We start from the raw sequence: 16,653 nt of genomic DNA, 5'->3' as shown, positions 1-16,653 counted from the left end.
ATCACATATGCCGCGTGTCCCCCTCTGTCGCTTGCGGGGGGATTTCCGGCCAAGGAGAAGCGACATGAAACTTCACGAACTCCGCGACAATCCCGGCTCCTCGCGCAAGAAGAAGCGCGTCGCCCGTGGTCCTGGCTCGGGCAAGGGCAAGACCGCCGGCCGCGGCATCAAGGGTCAGACCTCGCGTTCGGGCGTGGCGCTGGGTGGCTACGAGGGCGGCCAGATGCCGCTCTACCGTCGTCTGCCGAAGCGCGGCTTCTCGAAGCCGAACCGCAAGGAATACGCGGTCGTCAACCTCGGCCTGATCGAGAAATTCGTCGCCGCCGGCAAGCTCGACATCAAGAACGAGATCACCGAGGACCTGCTGGTCGCCGCCGGTGTGACCGGTCACAAGCGTGACGGCATCCGCGTCCTGAACAAGGGCGAAGTGACCTCGAAGCTGAACCTCACCGTGACCGGCGCCTCGGCATCGGCGGTGGAAGCGGTCGCGAAGGCCGGTGGCAAGCTCACCGTCACCGCGCCGGTCGAGGCTGCGGCGGAATAAGTCGTTGTGGGCGGGCGCTGACCCGCTTACATAGGCCGAGTGTTATTCCAGGCGCCGCCGAACCGGAACACGGTGCGGCGGCGCTCTTGCTTGAGAAGAGACCGCACATGGCATCTGCCGCAGAGCAAATGGCCGCGAACCTGAGCTGGGGCGCGCTCGGCAAGGCGACCGATCTTCGCCAACGCATCTTCTTCACGATCGGCCTGCTGATCGTGTACCGGCTGGGGACCTACATCCCGGTGCCGGGGATCGACGGCGCGGCGCTGCGCAACTTCATGGATTCCGCGGCCTCGGGCCTTGGCGGCATCCTGTCGATGTTCACCGGCGGCGCGCTGGGCCGCATGGGCATCTTCGCGCTCGGCATCATGCCCTACATCTCGGCCTCGATCATCGTCCAGCTGCTGACCTCGCTGGTGCCCTCGCTCGAGAACCTGAAGAAGGAAGGCGAGGCCGGCCGCAAGAAGATCAACCAGTACACCCGCTACGCGACCGTCGCCCTCGCGCTCTTCCAGGCCTACGGCCTCGCGAAAAGCCTCGAGGCCGGGTCGCTCGCGCATGATCCGGGCATCTTCTTCCAGGCCACCGTGGTCGTCACGCTGGTTGGCGGCACCATGTTCCTGATGTGGCTGGGCGAGCAGATCACCGCCCGCGGCATCGGCAACGGCATCTCGCTGATCATCTTCGTCGGCATCGTGGCCGAGATCCCGGCCGCGCTGGCGCAGTTCCTCAGCCAGGGCCGCTCGGGTGTCATCTCGCCCGCCGTGATCATCGGCGCGCTGGTGATGGTCGTCGTGGTGATCGCCTTCGTGGTGTTCATGGAACGCGCGCTGCGCAAGATCCACATCCAGTATCCCCGCCGCCAGGTGGGCATGAAGGTCTATGACGGCGGCTCGTCGCACCTGCCGATCAAGGTGAACCCGGCGGGCGTGATCCCGGCGATCTTCGCCTCGTCGCTGCTGCTGCTGCCGACCACGATCTCGACCTTCTCGGGCGGGGCGACCGGCCCGGTGATGTCGACGATCCTGGCCTACATGGGTCCGGGCCAGCCGCTCTACCTGCTGTTCTTCGTGCTGATGATCGTCTTCTTCGCCTATTTCTACACGGCGAACGTGGCCTTCAAGACCGACGAGGTCGCCGAGAACCTGAAGAACCAGGGCGGCTTCATCCCGGGCATCCGTCCCGGCAAGCGGACCGAGGATTACCTCGAATACGTGGTGAACCGCGTGCTCGTCCTCGGCTCGGGCTACCTGGCACTGGTCTGCCTGCTGCCCGAGATCCTGCGCCACCAGCTCTCGATTCCCTTCTACTTCGGCGGCACCTCGGTCCTGATCGTGGTCTCGGTGACGATGGACACGATCAACCAGGTCCAGTCGCACCTGCTGGCGCACCAGTACGAAGGGCTGATTGAAAAATCGCAGCTCCGCGGGCGAAAGTCGTCCAAGGGCCCGCGCAAGGCGCCCGCACGGCGCTGACATAGGACAGAACGATGCCGAACATCATCCTTCTCGGGCCTCCGGGGGCAGGCAAGGGCACCCAGGCCGCGCGTCTGGTGGCCGAGCGGGGCATGGTCCAGCTCTCGACCGGCGACATGCTGCGCGAGGCGAAAAGCTCGGGCACCGAGATGGGCAAGCGCGTCGCGGCGGTGATGGACCGGGGCGAGCTCGTCACCGACGAGATCGTCATCGGCCTGATCGAAGAGAAGATCGCCTCCGGTGCCGGCAACGGCTTCATCTTCGACGGCTTCCCCCGCACGCTGGCCCAGGCCGACGCGTTGGGTGAGCTTCTGGCCCGCACCGGCCAGCGGCTCGACGCGGTGATCCAGCTGGTCGTCGACGACGAGACGCTGATCGCGCGCATCGTCGGCCGCGCCGAAGAGGCGCGGGCGGCCGGCAAGCCGGTCCGTGCCGACGATAACCCAGAGGTCTTCGCCGACCGTCTGCGGGCCTATTACAAGAGCACCTCGCCGCTGATCGGCTACTACTATGCCCTCGGCGATCTCTTCACCGTCGACGGTCTCGCGCCGGTCGAGACCGTGGCCGGTTCGATCGCCAACGTGCTGGATCAGGCCGTCGCGGCAACCGCAACCTGAAGGCGACGCCGTGTCGCGCCCGGGCCGGGCGGCGACACGGCTTGACCTTCGGTCAGAATCCCTCTAGGTCACGGCGTCTCGCAAGAGAATCGTCTTGATTTGATGGATTTCATCAACTTCGAATCAGGTCAGACCGTTGTGGCCCGGGGCATCTCGCCCGCCGGGCCGCAGTTGTGAAAAAAGGCTCCGGTACTACGGAGCCGCAACGGAAAAGGAATTACGCGTGGCACGTATCGCTGGCGTCAACATCCCCACCGGCAAGCGCGTTCCGATCGCGCTGCAGTACATCCACGGCATCGGCCCGCATTTCGCGACGCAGATCGTCGAGGCCGTCGGCATCGACGCGACCCGTCGCGTGAACGAGCTGTCGGACGCGGAAGTGCTCTCGATCCGCGAATACATCGACGCCAACTTCACCGTCGAAGGCGACCTTCGCCGTGAAGTGTCGATGAACATCAAGCGTCTGATGGACCTCGGCTGCTACCGCGGCCTGCGTCACCGCAAGAACCTTCCGGTTCGCGGCCAGCGCACCCACACCAACGCCCGCACCCGCAAGGGCCCGGCGAAGCCGATCGCCGGCAAGAAGAAGTAAGGGGAGGGATCAGCAATGGCTCGCGATAAAACCCGCGTTAAGCGCAAGGAACGCAAGAACATCGCCGCTGGTGTGGCGCATGTGAACTCGTCGTTCAACAACACCAAGATCCTGATCTCCGACGTTCAGGGCAACGCCATCTCCTGGTCGTCGGCCGGGACCATGGGCTTCAAGGGCTCGCGCAAGTCGACCCCCTATGCCGCCCAGATGGCTGCCGAGGACGCCGGCCGCAAGGCGCAGGAACACGGCGTGAAGACGCTCGAAGTCGAAGTCCAGGGCCCGGGTTCGGGCCGCGAGTCGGCGCTGCGCGCGCTGGCCGCCGTCGGCTTCAACATCACCTCGATCCGCGACGTGACGCCGATCGCGCACAACGGCTGCCGTCCGCCGAAGCGCCGCCGCGTCTGACGCAAGACCTTTGGTCCCGGGCCGCGCGGCGACGCGGGGCCCGGGCCACATTCATTTCACACCTCGGGTGTTTCGGGCCGCCGGACATGGGCCCGGAACTGGCATGGAGGCCGACTGCATGATCCACAAGAATTGGGCCGAACTCATCAAGCCTGCGCAGCTTGAGGTCCGGGGTGGCACCGACCCGTCGCGTCAGGCGACCGTCGTGGCCGAACCGCTCGAGCGTGGCTTCGGTCTGACGCTGGGCAACGCGCTGCGTCGCGTCCTGCTCTCGTCGCTGCAAGGCGCCGCCATCACCTCCGTCCAGATCGACAACGTCCTGCACGAGTTCTCCTCGATCGCCGGCGTGCGCGAAGACGTGACCGACGTTGTGCTGAACCTCAAGGGCGTCAGCCTGAAGATGGAAGTCGAAGGTCCGAAGCGCGTCTCGATCTCGGCCAAGGGCCCGGCGGTCGTCACCGCCGGCGACATCTCGGAATCGAACGGCATCGAGGTCCTGAACAAGGACCACGTGATCTGCCACCTCGACGACGGCGCCGACCTGTTCATGGAACTCACCGTGAACACCGGCAAGGGCTATGTCTCGGCCGACAAGAACCGTCCGGAAGATGCCCCGATCGGGCTGATCCCGATCGATGCGATCTACTCGCCGGTCAAGCGCGTGTCCTACGAAGTGCAGCCCACCCGCGAGGGCCAGGTGCTGGACTACGACAAGCTGACCATGAAGGTCGAGACCGACGGCTCGCTGACCCCGGAAGATGCCGTGGCCTATGCCGCGCGCATCCTGCAGGACCAGCTGGCGATCTTCGTCAACTTCGAGGAACCCGAGTCGGCCCGTGCCGGCGAGGTCGAGGACGGGCTGGAGTTCAACCCGCTCCTGCTCAAGAAGGTCGACGAGCTGGAACTGTCGGTCCGTTCGGCGAACTGCCTCAAGAACGACAACATCGTCTACATCGGCGATCTCATCCAGAAGACCGAAGCCGAGATGCTTCGCACCCCGAACTTCGGCCGCAAGTCGCTCAACGAGATCAAGGAAGTGCTCTCGGGCATGGGCCTGCACCTCGGCATGGAAGTCGAGGACTGGCCGCCGGAGAACATCGAGGACCTCGCCAAGCGCTTCGAGGACCAGTTCTGATCCTTTACGGATCGGCTGCGTTTCGTTAACGACCCGCGCGCGGGGGGTGTACAGGGGGTGTACCGCAGGTGCACCGATGTCACCCCCCGCAAGCGACTGGCCCGAAAGGGCAAACCGACCACCCTGGGCATTCCGCCCCAACGACGCCCGCCGCACGCACGACGGGCAACACAAAGCAAAACGACGTTACGGAGATAAATCATGCGTCACGCCCGTGGCTACCGCCGCCTCAACCGCACCCACGAACACCGCAAGGCGCTGTTCGCCAACATGTGCGGCTCGCTCATCGAGCACGAACAGATCAAGACCACCCTGCCGAAGGCCAAGGAACTGCGTCCGATCATCGAGAAGCTGATCACGCTGGCCAAGCGCGGCGACCTGCACGCCCGCCGGCTCGCCGGTTCGCAGCTGAAGCAGGACAAGGACCTGATCAAGCTGTTCGACGTGCTCGGCAAGCGCTACCAGGACCGTCAGGGCGGCTACACCCGCGTTCTGAAGGCCGGCTTCCGCTATGGCGACATGGCGCCGATGGCGATCATCGAGCTGGTGGACCGCGACGTCTCGGCCAAGGGTGCCGCCGACCGCGCNTCAGGGCGGCTACACCCGCGTTCTGAAGGCCGGCTTCCGCTATGGCGACATGGCGCCGATGGCGATCATCGAGCTGGTGGACCGCGACGTCTCGGCCAAGGGTGCCGCCGACCGCGCCCGCCTCGAGGCCGAAGAAGCCGCCGAGGCCTGATCCTTCGGGTCCACGGATCCGCGCCGATTTCGGGGCTCCGCCGTCTGGCGGGGCCCTTTTTCTTTCGCGCGCGGAAGAAAGGGGGGGGGGGCTCTGCCCCCGCCGCGGCTGCGCCGCGTCTCCCCCGGGATATTTGGGCCGATGAGAAGGGGCAGGGGGGCGGCGCGGCGGATTGAACGGGCGCGGCCTGTCGCATAGGTCTGCGGGGCGCGCGGCACCGTCCGCCCGGCCCGGAGGCGTTACCATGTCCGATCTCTTCGATAGCGCCCCGCGTCAGGGCAAGGCACCGCTGGCGGCGGCGCTGCGGCCGCGCACGCTCGACGATGTCTTCGGGCAGGAGGGCATCCTCAAGCCCGGTTCGGTCCTGCGCCGCCGGATCGCGGCCGGGCGGCTGGGGAGCGTGATCCTCTACGGGCCGCCGGGGGTGGGCAAGACCTCGATCGCGCGGGCGGTGGGGGCGATGATGGGCAAGGAGTTCCGGCCCCTGCATGCCACCCGCGCCGGGGTGAAGGACCTGCGCGAGCTGGCCGACGAGGCGCGGATCCGGCCGCTGCTGATCTTCGTGGACGAGGTTCACCGCTTCAGCGCCACGCAGGCCGACGACCTGCTGTCGATCTGCGAGGAAGGCACCGCCGACTTCATGGGCGCCACCACCGGCAACCCCTATCACGCGCTGCCGCCGGCGCTGGTCTCGCGCTCGACGATCCTGAAGCTCGAGCCGCTGAGCCTTGACGAGATGGAGGGCGTGCTGGCCCGCGGCCTCGCCCATCTGCGCGACGAGGGCGCCGCGGCCACGCTGACCCCGGCGCAGATGCGGGTGATCGCCGGGCGGTCTGGCGGCGATGCGCGGCGGGCGCTGACCACGCTGGAAAGCCTCGTGGTGGGCCATGACGGGCCGGTGGCGATCACCGACGCCATGATCGACGAGGCCTATGCCGCGGCCCCGGTCAACCATGACCGCGCGGGGGATGCGCATTACGATTCGATCTCTGCCCTGATCAAGTCGATGCGCGGCTCGGACCCGGATGCGACGCTCTACTGGCTGGCGCATCTCGTTCATGCCGGCGAGGATCCGCGCTTCATCGCCCGCCGGATCATGATCCATGCCTCCGAGGACGTGGGGCTGGCCGACAACACCGCGCTGCAGACCGCGGTCGCGGCGCTGCACGCCGTCGAGAAGATCGGCTATCCCGAGGCGCAGATCGTGCTGGCCCATGCCGCGCTGCACATCGCGCTGGCGCCGAAGTCGAACTCGGCCTGCCGCGGCATCGGTCTTGCGATGCAGATGGTCACCTCCGAGGCGCCGAAACCGGTGCCGCTGCACCTGCGCGACACCCATTACGCCGGCGCCGCGAAGCTGGGCCATCAGGGCTACCGCTTCCCCCATGACGACCCCCGCGGCTGGGTCGAGCAGGACTATGCCCCCGCCCTGCGCCGCGGTGCGCTCTACCAGTCCGACGGCCGCGGCATGACCTTCGAGGCCCGCGCCGCCGAGCATTGGGAGCGGGTGACCGGCCGCCCGCCCGTCCGCCGCCACGACTGAGGCCACGACTGAGGCCCGCACGGGCGGCAAAGGCGACCGGAAGATTGACTTTCCGGCGGCCCGGCGCGAGAGAAGGCCCATGATCCAGACCCTTCTCCAGGTGGCGCTCGGCGGCGCCCTCGGCGCCTCGGCGCGCTATATGACCAATGTCGGCGTCATGCGCCTTGTGGGGCCGGGCTTTCCCTTCGCCACGCTGACGGTGAATGTCATCGGCTCGTTCCTGATGGGGGTCCTGGTCGTGGTGCTGGCGGGGCAGGGCAACCGCTATGCGCCGCTGCTGATGACCGGGGTGCTGGGCGGGTTCACCACCTTTTCGGCCTTTTCGCTCGACACCGTCACGCTCTGGAACGGCGGCCGCCCCGAGGCGGCGGCGCTGTACGTGGGCCTGTCGGTCGTCGTTTCGCTGGCGGCGCTGGTCGTCGGGCTGACCGTAGCACGGGGGATCGTCGGATGAGCGGCGTGCAGATGCTGACCGTGACCGAGGCCGAGGGCGAGGCCCGCCTCGACCGCTGGCTGAAGAAGAAGTTCCCGCAGCTGACGCAAGGCGCGGTCGAGAAGATGTGCCGCACCGGCCAGCTGCGCGTCGACGGCGCACGCGCCAAGGCCGCGACCCGCGTCGCGCCGGGGATGGAGGTGCGGGTGCCGCCGCTGCCGACCTCGGGCCCCGTGGCGCCCGTGGCGCTGCGCGAAAGCGGGCCGCGGATCCCGGAGGCGGATGCCGAGATGATCCAGCGCGCCGTCCTGTGGAAGGACGAGCACATCATCGCGCTGAACAAGCCCGCGGGCCTGCCGAGCCAAGGCGGCTCGGGCCAGTCCGACCACCGCCATGTCGACGGTCTGACGCCGGCCTTGATGTTCGGCTACAAGGACCGGCCGAAGCTGGTGCACCGGCTCGACAAGGACACCTCGGGCGTGCTGCTGCTGGCGCGCACCGACCGGGTGGCGCGGGCGCTGTCCGAGGCGTTCCGCGACCGCACCACCCGCAAGATTTACTGGGCCGTCGTCGCCGGCGTGCCGAACCCGCGCATGGGCACGATCCGCTACGGCCTCGTGAAGGCGCCGGGGCGGGGCGGTCATGGCGAGGGCGAGAAGATGATCTGCATCCATCCCTCGAAGGTCAACGACACCGAGGGCGCCAAGCGCGCCACCACCGATTACGCGGTGCTCGACGCGCTGGGAACCCGCGCCTCCTGGGTGGCGCTGGTGCCGATCACCGGGCGCACCCACCAGCTGCGCGCCCATATGGCCGAGCTTGGCCACCCGATCGCGGGCGACGGCAAATATGGCGGGTCGAGCCAAGAGAACATGGGCGACGGCTGGGGGGCGCAGATCGGCGGCGACATTTCCCGCAAGCTGCATCTGCACGCCCGCTCGATCAGCTTCGACCACCCGATCACCAAGAAGCGCATCACCCTGACCGCGCCCTTGCCCGAGCACATGAAGCGCACCTGGAAGACCATGGGCTGGTTCGAGAACGACGTGCCCGAGGACCCCTTCGCGGACGAACAATGAAGCTCGTCATCTTCGACGTAGACGGCACGCTGGTCGACAGCCAGCACCATATCGACCGCTCGATGCGCATGGCCTTCGAGGCCGCGGGCCATCTCTGCCCGCCGCGCGAGCAGGTGCTGTCGATCGTCGGACTGTCGCTGCCGCAGGCCTTCGCGCGGCTGGTCCCCGACCTGCCCGAGGCCGAGCATCTGCGCCTGATCGACGGCTACAAGGCCAGCTTCGGCACCCTTGTCGCCGACGGTCCGGCGCCGCTCTATCCCGGCGCGATGGACTGCCTGCAGGCGCTGATCGCGCGCGACGACATCCTGCTGGGCGTGGCCACGGGCAAGTCGCGGCGGGGCCTTCGGATCGTTCTCGACGGGCACGGGCTCTCGGGGCATTTCGTCACCCGCCAGACCGCCGACGACCACCCCTCGAAGCCGCATCCGGCGATGGTGCTGGCCGCCTGCGACGAGGCCGGGGTCGATCCGCGCGACGCGGTGATGATCGGCGACACCAGCTATGACATCGAGATGGGCCGCGCCGCCGGCTCGCGCACGCTGGGCGTGGCCTGGGGCTATCACCCGGTCGCGGCGCTGATGGCGGCGGGCGCCGACAGGGTGGTGGGCGACTACGCGCAGGTCATGGCGGCGATCGACACGCTGCTGGGACCGCAGGACTGAAGGGGAACGGAGATGGCCGAGTGGAAGCCGAAGCGATTCTGGACCGAGGCCCGCGCCGTGGCGCTGGACGATGGCCATTCCGTGCATCTCGACGGCCGCCCGGTGAAGACCCCGGCGAAGGCCATCTTCCGGCTTCCGACCCGCGCCATGGCCGAGGCCGCGGCCGCGGAATGGAACGCGCAGGGCGAGATGCTCGACCCCGCGACCATGCCGGTGACCCGCGCCGCCAACTCGGCCATCGACACCATCGGCCGCAACCGCGCCGAAGTGCAGGAGATGATCGCGGCCTATGGCGGGTCGGACCTGCTGTGCTACCGGGCCGAGGGGCCGGCAGAACTGGTCGCGCGCCAGGCCCGCGACTGGGATCCGCTGCTGGACTGGGCCGCGACCCGGCTCGGCGCGCCCCTTGTGGTGACCGCGGGCGTGGTCCCGGTCGCGCAGCCTGCGGACAGCCTCGCCCGGCTGGATGCGGCGCTCGACGCCGTCTCGGATTTCGAGCTTGCGGCGCTGCATGACCTCGTCGCGCTCTCTGGCTCGCTGGTGCTGGGCCTTGCCGCCGCCGGGGGCGCGGCCGCGCCCGCAGCGCTCTGGTCCGCGGCCCGGCTAGACGAGGAATTCCAGGCCGAGGTCTGGGGACGCGACGACGAGGCCGACGCGGTTTCCGCGGCGCGCGAACAGGCTTTCCACGACGCCTGGCGCTTTCTTGGGCTCTGCCGCGCCGCCGACTGAGGCGGAACCGGCAGGGGAATAGGCTGCCGCTGCGGCAGCTTGCCCAGTCTGCGGGCGGTTGCTGAACATCTGTGCAGGCTCTGGGCATCCGCCCTTGACGCATCAGTCAAATTCGCTCCAATGTTTCGGCCATTGAGGATCAACCTCAAGGCCCCGCGAGGGAGACGGCGGGAGCAACGAATTCCCCCTGTTATCAGGGTGGCAACTCAGGAAGAGGTAAGCATGAACAAAACCGTATTTCTCGGCACGCTGACGGCGGCCGGCCTCGTTGCAGGTATCGCCGGCGCGGCGACCCTCGACGACGTCAAGGCCCGCGGCGAGCTGAACTGCGGCGTGAACACCGGCCTCGTGGGCTTCGCTGCCCCCGATGCCAACGGCAACTGGTCGGGCTTCGACGTCGCGGTCTGCAAGGCGGTTGCCGGTGCGATCTTCGGCGACGCCTCCAAGGTCAAGTATGTCCCGACCACCGGTCAGACCCGCTTCACCGCGCTGGCCTCGGGTGAAGTGGACATCCTGTCGCGCAACACCACCTGGACCTTCTCGCGCGATGCCGACCTGAAGTTCACCTTCGTCGGCGTGAACTACTACGACGGCCAGGGCTTCATGGTTCCGAAGTCGCTGGGCGTGACCTCGGCCAAGGAACTCGACGGCGCCACCGTCTGCATCCAGACCGGCACCACCACCGAGCTCAACCTCGCCGACTTCTTCAAGACCAACAACATGACCTATCAGCCGGTCCCGATCGAGACCAATGCTGAGGGTGAACAGCAGTTCCTCGCCGGGGCCTGCGACGCCTACACCACCGACGCCTCGGGCCTGGCTGCCACCCGTGCCGCCTTCGCCAACCCCGACGACTACGTCATCCTGCCGGAAATCATCTCGAAAGAGCCGCTGGGCCCGCTCGTCCGCCAGGGCGACGACCAGTGGGCGGACATCGTCCGCTGGAGCCTCAACGCTCTGATCGCCGCGGAAGAATACGGCGTGACCTCGGCCAACATCGAGGAGCTCTCGAAAGGCACCGAGAACCCCGAGATCAACCGCCTGCTCGGCGCGGGTGACGACAACCTCGGCGCGATGCTGGGCCTCGACAAGACCTGGGGCAAGAACGCGATTATCGGCGCCGGCGGCAACTACGGCGAAGTCTTCGCCGCCACCATCGGCGAATCGACCCCGATCGGCCTGGCCCGCGGCCTGAACGCCCAGTGGACCCAGGGCGGTCTGCTCTACACCCCGCCGTTCCGCTGAACGGCTGAGGGACTTCCCGAGGGGCGCAGCGATGCGCCCCTCTCCACTTATCAGGCGACCACCGGACCCAAAGGGGCAGTGACCCCGATCAATGAGGCGCACGCCCGGGGCCCGGTTCAGGGGATATTCACATGGCGATTGCGGACAACCCGCCGAAGGCTTCCTTTCGGCTGAGCATGCTGCTTTACGATACGCGGTATCGCTCGATCACCATTCAGGTGATCGTGCTGATGCTGTTCATGGCCGGGGCTGCCTGGCTGGTGGACAACACCGTCCGCAACCTCCACACGCTGGGCAAGGACTTCAACTTCGGCTTCCTCTGGAACCGGTCCGGCTACGACATCAACCAGAAGCTCGTGCAGTACACGAACGACAGCTCGCATGCCCGTGCGATGCTGGTCGGCCTGCTGAACACGCTGCTCGTCTCGGCCATGGCCTGCGCCGCCGCGACTATCATCGGCATCGTCATCGGCGTGCTGCGCCTGTCGTCGAACTGGCTGATCGCGCGGCTGATGACCCTGTATGTCGAGATCTTCCGCAACATCCCGGTGCTGCTCTGGATCCTCGTGGCCTATGCGGTCTTCACCGACGCCACGCCCCAGCCCCGCGACTTCCGCGTCACGCCCGAGATGGAGGCCTCCGGCCAGGCGCCCGCCGCCTCGATGATCTTCGACGCGATCGCCATCACCAACCGCGGCACCTCGATCCCGGAACCGCTGTTCTCGCGCTCGCTCGGCGACATCAGCCTCGGCATCTTCGATGTCAGCCTCGACCTGATCGCGCTTCTGGTTGTGCTGGGCGCCGGCCTCTGGGCCCGCTCGGCGCTGAACAAGCGCGCGTCCGCGATCCAGAACGCCACCGGCGTGCGCCCGGTGACCTGGTGGAAGAGCCTCGCGCTGGTGGTCGTCCCGCCGGTCGTGCTGCTGATCGCACTGGGCTTCCACCTCGGCCTGCCCGAGCTTGCCGGCTTCAACTTCGCCGGCGGCATCATGGTGTCGAACTCGCTGATGGCGCTCTGGCTGGGGCTGACGCTCTACACCGCCGCCTTCATCGCCGAGATCGTCCGCGCCGGCATCGCCGCGGTCTCGAAGGGCCAGACCGAAGCCGCCTTCGCGCTGGGCATGCGGCCGAACCGCACGATGAACCTGGTGATCCTGCCGCAGGCGCTGCGGGTGATCGTGCCGCCGCTGATCTCGCAATATCTCAACATCACCAAGAACTCCTCGCTCGCCATCGCCGTCGGCTACATGGACCTGCGCGGCACGCTGGGCGGCATCACGCTGAACCAGACCGGGCGCGAGCTGGAATGCGTGCTCTTGATGATGCTCATCTACCTCGCGATCTCGCTGGTGATCTCGGGTGTGATGAATGCCTACAACAACCGCGTCCGGCTGAAGGAGCGCTGAGATGAGCGATACCCACGCCGAAACCGTCGCCTATGTGCGCGAGACCATGCTGCCGCAACAGGCGCCGCCCTCGGGGCAGACCGGCGCCGTCAAGTGGCTGCGCGAGAACCTGTTCGCCGGCTGGCTGAACACCGCGCTCACCGTTCTGGGGGCGCTGATCATCCTGTGGCTTGGAACGCATTTCCTGCCATGGTTCCTGCACGGGGTCTGGAACGCCAACTCGCTGGCCGAATGCCGCGAGATCATCACCTCGACCTGGGGCCAGGACGCCACCGGCGCCTGCTGGGCGGTGATCCGTGAACGCTGGACGCAGTTCCTGTTCGGCTTCTATCCCGACTACCTCTACTGGCGGCCGCTGCTGGCGCTGGTGCTGCTGTTCGCGGCGCTGGCCCCGGTGCTGTTCCCCGGCGCCCCGCGCGCGCTTCTGGCCCTGACCGTGATCTATCCCGGCCTCGGCTACCTGCTGCTCTGGGGGGGCTCGGTCTGGTTCCCGGTCGCGGCCTATCTGGGCTTCGTTCTGGGCTATGTCGTCTTCACTGCGCTGACCAAGGCCGGGCAGAACCTGCTCGCACCGATCCTCGCGGTGCTGGCGACGATCCTCTACTGGCTGTTCCTCGCGGGCCCGGTCGAGACCGCGCTGGAATCGGTGATCCCCTTCGGCATGGAGGAGGTGCGCTCGAACCTCTTCGGCGGCTTCGTTCTGTCGATCACCATCGGCGTCGCGGCCATCGCGCTGTCGCTGCCGATGGGCATCCTGCTGGCGCTGGGGCGGCGGTCGGATATGTTGCTGGTCAAGGCGCTGTCGGTGGGCTTCATCGAGTTCATCCGCGGCGTGCCGCTGATCACGCTGCTGTTCACCGCCTCGCTGCTGCTGAACTACTTCCTGCCGCCCGGCACCAACTTCGACATCATCCTGCGGGTGGTGATCATGGTGACGCTCTTCGCCGCGGCCTATATCGCCGAGGTGATCCGCGGCGGCCTCGCGGCGCTGCCGCGCGGGCAGTATGAAGCGGCCGACGCGCTGGGCCTCGACTACTGGAAGGCGATGCGGCTGATCATCCTGCCGCAGGCGCTGAAGATCTCGATCCCCGGGATCGTCTCGACTTTCATCGGCCTGTTCAAGGACACGACGCTGGTGATCTTCGTGGGTCTTCTCGACCCGCTGAAGGGCATCACCGACGCCGTCCGCGCCGCCATCGAGTGGAAGGGCATCTACTGGGAGCCGTTCATCTTCGTCGGCGCCATCTTCTTCATCTTCAACTTCGCCATGTCGCGCTATTCGATGCTGCTCGAGCGTCGCCTGCGCCGCGAGCACCGCTGAGGGACTGACCCATGGAAACCATCGAACGCGCCGTCGACCGCACCCAGATGAAGGTCTCGGACGAAGTGGCGATCCAGATCGTCAACATGAACAAGTGGTACGGCCAGTTCCACGTGCTGCGCGACATCAACCTGACGGTGAACCGCGGCGAGCGCATCGTCATCGCCGGCCCCTCGGGCTCGGGCAAGTCGACGCTGATCCGCTGCATCAACCGGCTTGAGGAACACCAGTCGGGGCAGATCATCGTCGACGGGACCGAGCTGACCTCGGACCTGAAGAACATCGACAAGGTCCGCTCGGAAGTCGGCATGGTGTTCCAGCACTTCAACCTGTTCCCGCACCTGACGATCCTGGAAAACTGCACCTTGGCCCCGATCTGGGTCCGCAAGATGCCGAAGCGCGAAGCCGAGGAAACGGCGATGCACTTCCTGTCGAAGGTGAAGATCCCCGAGCAGGCCCACAAGTATCCGGGCCAGCTGTCGGGCGGTCAGCAGCAGCGGGTCGCCATCGCGCGCTCGCTCTGCATGAAGCCCAGGATCATGCTCTTCGACGAGCCGACCTCGGCGCTCGACCCCGAGATGATCAAGGAAGTGCTCGACACCATGATCGAGCTGGCGGAAGAGGGCATGACCATGCTCTGCGTGACCCACGAGATGGGCTTCGCGCAGGCCGTGGCGAACCGGGTGATCTTCATGGCCGACGGCCAGATCGTCGAGCAGAACAACCCCTACGACTTCTTCAACAACCCGCAGTCGGACCGCACCAAGCAGTTCCTGAGCCAGATCCTCGGGCACTGAGCCGCTGCACCGGAAACGACGACGGCCGCCCCCTCGGGGCGGCCGTTTGTGTTGGGGCCAAGGGGGGGGCGCTGCCCCCGGACCCCCGGGATATTTGTGCCAGTAAGAAGGCAGGCGGGAGTCAGGGGGGATGCATCCCCCCGGGTCTTCCGTCAGACGTGCTGTCCGGCGTTCACTTCGATCTCGGTGCCGGTGACGTAGCTCGACTGGTCCGAGCACAGGAACCAGATCACGTCGGCTACTTCCGAGGGCTGGCCGAGGCGGCGCAGCGGCAGGCCCTCGACGATCTTCTCGGTGCCGGGCGACAGGATCGAGGTTTCGATCTCGCCCGGCGCGATCGCGTTCACCCGCACGCCGAGCGGGCCGAAGTCATGCGCCATCTCGCGCGTCAGCGCGGCCAGCGCCGCCTTCGAGGTCGCATAGGCCGCGCCGGCGAAGGGGTGCACGCGCGCGCCCGCGATCGAGGTCACGTTCACGACCGAGCCCTTGGCCGCCGACAGTTCGTCCTTCAGGCCGCGTGCCAGCACGATCGAGGCGAAGAAGTTGACGTGGAACACCTTGCCCCAGGTGCGCAGGTCGGTTTCCAGCGTGTTCAGCCGGCCGCCGGTCGGGGTCTTGGGCGAGATGCCGGCGTTGTTGACCAGCGCATGCAGCTTGCCGCCCAGCCGTTCGCGGATCTGCTCGATCGCGGCGATGGTCGCGTCCGGGCTGGCGAGATCGAGCTCGATATGGTCCTCGCGGCCGCCGCCCCAGGGGCATTTCTCGGGGAAGGGCTGGCGCGAGCAGGTGATGACCCGCCAGCCCTCCTTGGCGAAGCGCATCACGGTGGCATGGCCGATTCCACGGCTCGCGCCGGTCAAGAGAAGGGTTTTCTGGTCGCTCATCGCGCAAGGCTCCGGGGAGAGGATCGCGGGAACCCTAAGCTAATCTTCACGATTGGCAACCGGATGCCGGCCAGGGCGCCGCCGGCCGCGCGCCCTTGGCACTGCCGCCAAAGCGCACTAACACTTTGACCCGACAGACGGAGCCCGAGAGAGATGAGAACGCAGCCGATGAACCGTGACTGGATCGCCACCGCCCGCACCCTCTCCGAGGCGCTGCCCTACATGCAGCGCTACGCGGGCGCCGTCGTCGTCGTGAAATTCGGCGGCAACGCGATGGGCGACGACGATGCGATGGCCGAGTTCGCCCGCGATATCGTGCTGATGAAGCAGGTCGGCGTGAACCCGGTGGTCGTCCACGGCGGCGGGCCGATGATCAACGACCTGCTGGGCAAGCTCGGCATCAAGTCCGAATTCGTGCGCGGCAAGCGCGTGACCGACAAGGCCACCGTCGAGGTGGTCGAGATGGTGCTGTCGGGCCTCGTGAACAAGCGCATCGTGCAGGCGATCAACGACCAGGGCGGCCGCGCGGTGGGGATCTCGGGCAAGGATGACGACCTGATGGTCTGCGTCGCCGACGACCCGGAGCTGGGCTTCGTCGGCAAGCCGGTCGAGATGAACGTTCAGGTGCTGCGCGATCTCTATTCGGCCGGGATCATCCCGGTGGTGGCCCCGGTCGCGACCGGCATGGCCGACAACGAGACCTTCAACGTCAACGGCGACACCGCCGCGGGCGCGATCGCGGGCGCGCTGCAGGCCGACCGGCTGCTGCTGCTGACCGACGTCTCGGGTGTGAAGAACAAGGCGGGCGAGGTGCTGACCCAGCTCACGCCCGAGGACGTGCGCGCGATGATCGAGGACGGCACCATCGCCGGCGGGATGATCCCGAAGACCGAGACCGCGCTGACCGCGATCGACGAGGGCGTGCGCGCGGTGACCATCGTCGACGGGCGGGTGCCGAATGCCTGCCTGCTCGAACTCTTCACCGATCACGGCGCGGGCAGCCAGATCCGCTCGACCGAGCCGCGCGTCAAGCCGCGCATCCGCTGATTG

The 16,653-nt window shown here is 67.3% G+C and carries 17 protein-coding genes and 2 pseudogenes; 18 read left to right on the top strand and 1 reads right to left on the bottom strand.

Annotated features, from left to right (window positions below):
• Positions 1–64: 64 nt before the first annotated feature.
• The 17 genes and pseudogenes from rplO to V8J36_RS17720 all read left to right on the top strand — a co-directional run bounded on the left by rplO (position 65) and on the right by V8J36_RS17720 (position 14,719).
• Positions 65–544: a 50S ribosomal protein L15 gene (rplO, locus tag V8J36_RS17800; protein ID WP_336468667.1), complete on the top strand. Its 480-nt coding sequence runs from the start codon at positions 65–67 to the stop codon at positions 542–544.
• Positions 545–651: 107 nt separating this feature from the next.
• Positions 652–2,016 carry a preprotein translocase subunit SecY gene (gene secY / locus V8J36_RS17795; protein WP_336468666.1) on the top strand — a complete coding sequence of 455 codons (1,365 nt, stop codon included), beginning with the start codon at positions 652–654 and terminating at the stop codon, positions 2,014–2,016.
• A 14-nt stretch (positions 2,017–2,030) separates the two neighbouring features.
• Positions 2,031–2,633 (top strand): adenylate kinase, encoded by a 603-nt coding sequence (locus tag V8J36_RS17790; protein ID WP_336468665.1) that lies wholly within the window; start codon positions 2,031–2,033, stop codon positions 2,631–2,633.
• 223 nt (positions 2,634–2,856) lie between these two features.
• Positions 2,857–3,225 (top strand): 30S ribosomal protein S13, encoded by a 369-nt coding sequence (gene rpsM / locus V8J36_RS17785; protein WP_336468664.1) that lies wholly within the window; start codon positions 2,857–2,859, stop codon positions 3,223–3,225.
• A gap of 15 nt (positions 3,226–3,240) precedes the next feature.
• The gene (gene rpsK, locus V8J36_RS17780; RefSeq protein WP_336468663.1) at positions 3,241–3,630 is read left to right on the top strand and encodes a 30S ribosomal protein S11; all 390 of its coding nucleotides are present in this window, start codon (positions 3,241–3,243) and stop codon (positions 3,628–3,630) included.
• Between the two features lie 118 nt (positions 3,631–3,748).
• Positions 3,749–4,765, top strand: coding sequence for a DNA-directed RNA polymerase subunit alpha (locus tag V8J36_RS17775; protein ID WP_336468662.1), 1,017 nt, complete (start codon positions 3,749–3,751; stop codon positions 4,763–4,765).
• A gap of 201 nt (positions 4,766–4,966) precedes the next feature.
• Positions 4,967–5,350: pseudogene (gene rplQ, locus V8J36_RS17770) on the top strand (50S ribosomal protein L17); the annotation flags it as partial.
• A gap of 4 nt (positions 5,351–5,354) precedes the next feature.
• Positions 5,355–5,504: pseudogene (locus V8J36_RS22895) on the top strand (L17 family ribosomal protein); the annotation flags it as partial.
• A gap of 244 nt (positions 5,505–5,748) precedes the next feature.
• Positions 5,749–7,047, top strand: coding sequence for a replication-associated recombination protein A (locus tag V8J36_RS17760; protein WP_336468661.1), 1,299 nt, complete (start codon positions 5,749–5,751; stop codon positions 7,045–7,047).
• Positions 7,048–7,126: 79 nt separating this feature from the next.
• Positions 7,127–7,501: a fluoride efflux transporter CrcB gene (crcB, locus tag V8J36_RS17755; RefSeq protein WP_336468660.1), complete on the top strand. Its 375-nt coding sequence runs from the start codon at positions 7,127–7,129 to the stop codon at positions 7,499–7,501.
• A complete protein-coding gene (locus V8J36_RS17750; RefSeq protein WP_336468659.1) occupies positions 7,498–8,559 on the top strand; it encodes an RluA family pseudouridine synthase in 1,062 nt (353 codons plus the stop codon). Before crcB ends, V8J36_RS17750 begins: the two co-directional genes overlap by 4 nt.
• Positions 8,556–9,221, top strand: a complete 666-nt coding sequence (locus V8J36_RS17745; protein ID WP_336468658.1) for an HAD-IA family hydrolase — start codon at positions 8,556–8,558, stop codon at positions 9,219–9,221. The genes V8J36_RS17750 and V8J36_RS17745 overlap by 4 nt, the downstream gene beginning before the upstream one ends.
• 12 nt (positions 9,222–9,233) lie before the next feature.
• A complete protein-coding gene (locus V8J36_RS17740) occupies positions 9,234–9,950 on the top strand; it encodes an ATP12 family chaperone protein (protein WP_336468657.1) in 717 nt (238 codons plus the stop codon).
• Positions 9,951–10,172: 222 nt separating this feature from the next.
• Positions 10,173–11,195: an amino acid ABC transporter substrate-binding protein gene (locus V8J36_RS17735; protein WP_336468656.1), complete on the top strand. Its 1,023-nt coding sequence runs from the start codon at positions 10,173–10,175 to the stop codon at positions 11,193–11,195.
• Positions 11,196–11,326: 131 nt separating this feature from the next.
• Positions 11,327–12,601 (top strand): amino acid ABC transporter permease, encoded by a 1,275-nt coding sequence (locus V8J36_RS17730; protein ID WP_336468655.1) that lies wholly within the window; start codon positions 11,327–11,329, stop codon positions 12,599–12,601.
• A 1-nt stretch (position 12,602) separates the two neighbouring features.
• Positions 12,603–13,922: an amino acid ABC transporter permease gene (locus tag V8J36_RS17725; RefSeq protein ID WP_336468654.1), complete on the top strand. Its 1,320-nt coding sequence runs from the start codon at positions 12,603–12,605 to the stop codon at positions 13,920–13,922.
• An 11-nt stretch (positions 13,923–13,933) separates the two neighbouring features.
• Complete coding sequence (locus V8J36_RS17720) at positions 13,934–14,719, top strand: amino acid ABC transporter ATP-binding protein (protein ID WP_336468653.1); 786 nt, start codon at positions 13,934–13,936, stop codon at positions 14,717–14,719.
• Positions 14,720–14,871: 152 nt separating this feature from the next.
• Here the strand turns inward: V8J36_RS17720 and V8J36_RS17715 are convergent, their stop codons facing one another.
• Entirely contained in the window at positions 14,872–15,603 is a 732-nt protein-coding gene (locus tag V8J36_RS17715; RefSeq protein WP_336468652.1) for an SDR family NAD(P)-dependent oxidoreductase, read from the bottom strand.
• Positions 15,604–15,771: 168 nt separating this feature from the next.
• On the opposite strand from V8J36_RS17715, the gene argB reads away from it, so the two are divergent.
• On the top strand, positions 15,772–16,650 hold the full coding sequence (argB, locus tag V8J36_RS17710) for an acetylglutamate kinase (protein ID WP_336468686.1): 879 nt from the start codon (positions 15,772–15,774) through the stop codon (positions 16,648–16,650).
• Positions 16,651–16,653 lie beyond the last annotated feature (3 nt).

This window comes from Frigidibacter sp. MR17.14, from assembly GCF_037095735.1.
GTDB lineage: Bacteria > Pseudomonadota > Alphaproteobacteria > Rhodobacterales > Rhodobacteraceae > Frigidibacter.
The sequence above is the reverse complement of the archived record's forward strand: the minus strand, read 5'-3'. Positions and strand labels throughout refer to the sequence as shown.

Excerpts from the sequence above, each read along its gene's own strand:
- rplO (WP_336468667.1), top strand. The coding sequence starts at position 65 with ATGAAACTTCACGAACTCCGCGACAATCCCGGCTCCTCGCGCAAGAAG.
- secY (WP_336468666.1), top strand. The coding sequence starts at position 652 with ATGGCATCTGCCGCAGAGCAAATGGCCGCGAACCTGAGCTGGGGCGCG.
- V8J36_RS17790 (WP_336468665.1), top strand. The coding sequence starts at position 2,031 with ATGCCGAACATCATCCTTCTCGGGCCTCCGGGGGCAGGCAAGGGCACC.
- rpsK (WP_336468663.1), top strand. The coding sequence starts at position 3,241 with ATGGCTCGCGATAAAACCCGCGTTAAGCGCAAGGAACGCAAGAACATC.
- V8J36_RS17775 (WP_336468662.1), top strand. The coding sequence starts at position 3,749 with ATGATCCACAAGAATTGGGCCGAACTCATCAAGCCTGCGCAGCTTGAG.
- V8J36_RS17760 (WP_336468661.1), top strand. The coding sequence starts at position 5,749 with ATGTCCGATCTCTTCGATAGCGCCCCGCGTCAGGGCAAGGCACCGCTG.
- crcB (WP_336468660.1), top strand. The coding sequence starts at position 7,127 with ATGATCCAGACCCTTCTCCAGGTGGCGCTCGGCGGCGCCCTCGGCGCC.
- V8J36_RS17750 (WP_336468659.1), top strand. The coding sequence starts at position 7,498 with ATGAGCGGCGTGCAGATGCTGACCGTGACCGAGGCCGAGGGCGAGGCC.
- V8J36_RS17745 (WP_336468658.1), top strand. The coding sequence starts at position 8,556 with ATGAAGCTCGTCATCTTCGACGTAGACGGCACGCTGGTCGACAGCCAG.
- V8J36_RS17740 (WP_336468657.1), top strand. The coding sequence starts at position 9,234 with ATGGCCGAGTGGAAGCCGAAGCGATTCTGGACCGAGGCCCGCGCCGTG.
- V8J36_RS17735 (WP_336468656.1), top strand. The coding sequence starts at position 10,173 with ATGAACAAAACCGTATTTCTCGGCACGCTGACGGCGGCCGGCCTCGTT.
- V8J36_RS17730 (WP_336468655.1), top strand. The coding sequence starts at position 11,327 with ATGGCGATTGCGGACAACCCGCCGAAGGCTTCCTTTCGGCTGAGCATG.
- V8J36_RS17725 (WP_336468654.1), top strand. The coding sequence starts at position 12,603 with ATGAGCGATACCCACGCCGAAACCGTCGCCTATGTGCGCGAGACCATG.
- V8J36_RS17720 (WP_336468653.1), top strand. The coding sequence starts at position 13,934 with ATGGAAACCATCGAACGCGCCGTCGACCGCACCCAGATGAAGGTCTCG.
- V8J36_RS17715 (WP_336468652.1), bottom strand. The coding sequence starts at position 15,603 with ATGAGCGACCAGAAAACCCTTCTCTTGACCGGCGCGAGCCGTGGAATC.
- argB (WP_336468686.1), top strand. The coding sequence starts at position 15,772 with ATGAACCGTGACTGGATCGCCACCGCCCGCACCCTCTCCGAGGCGCTG.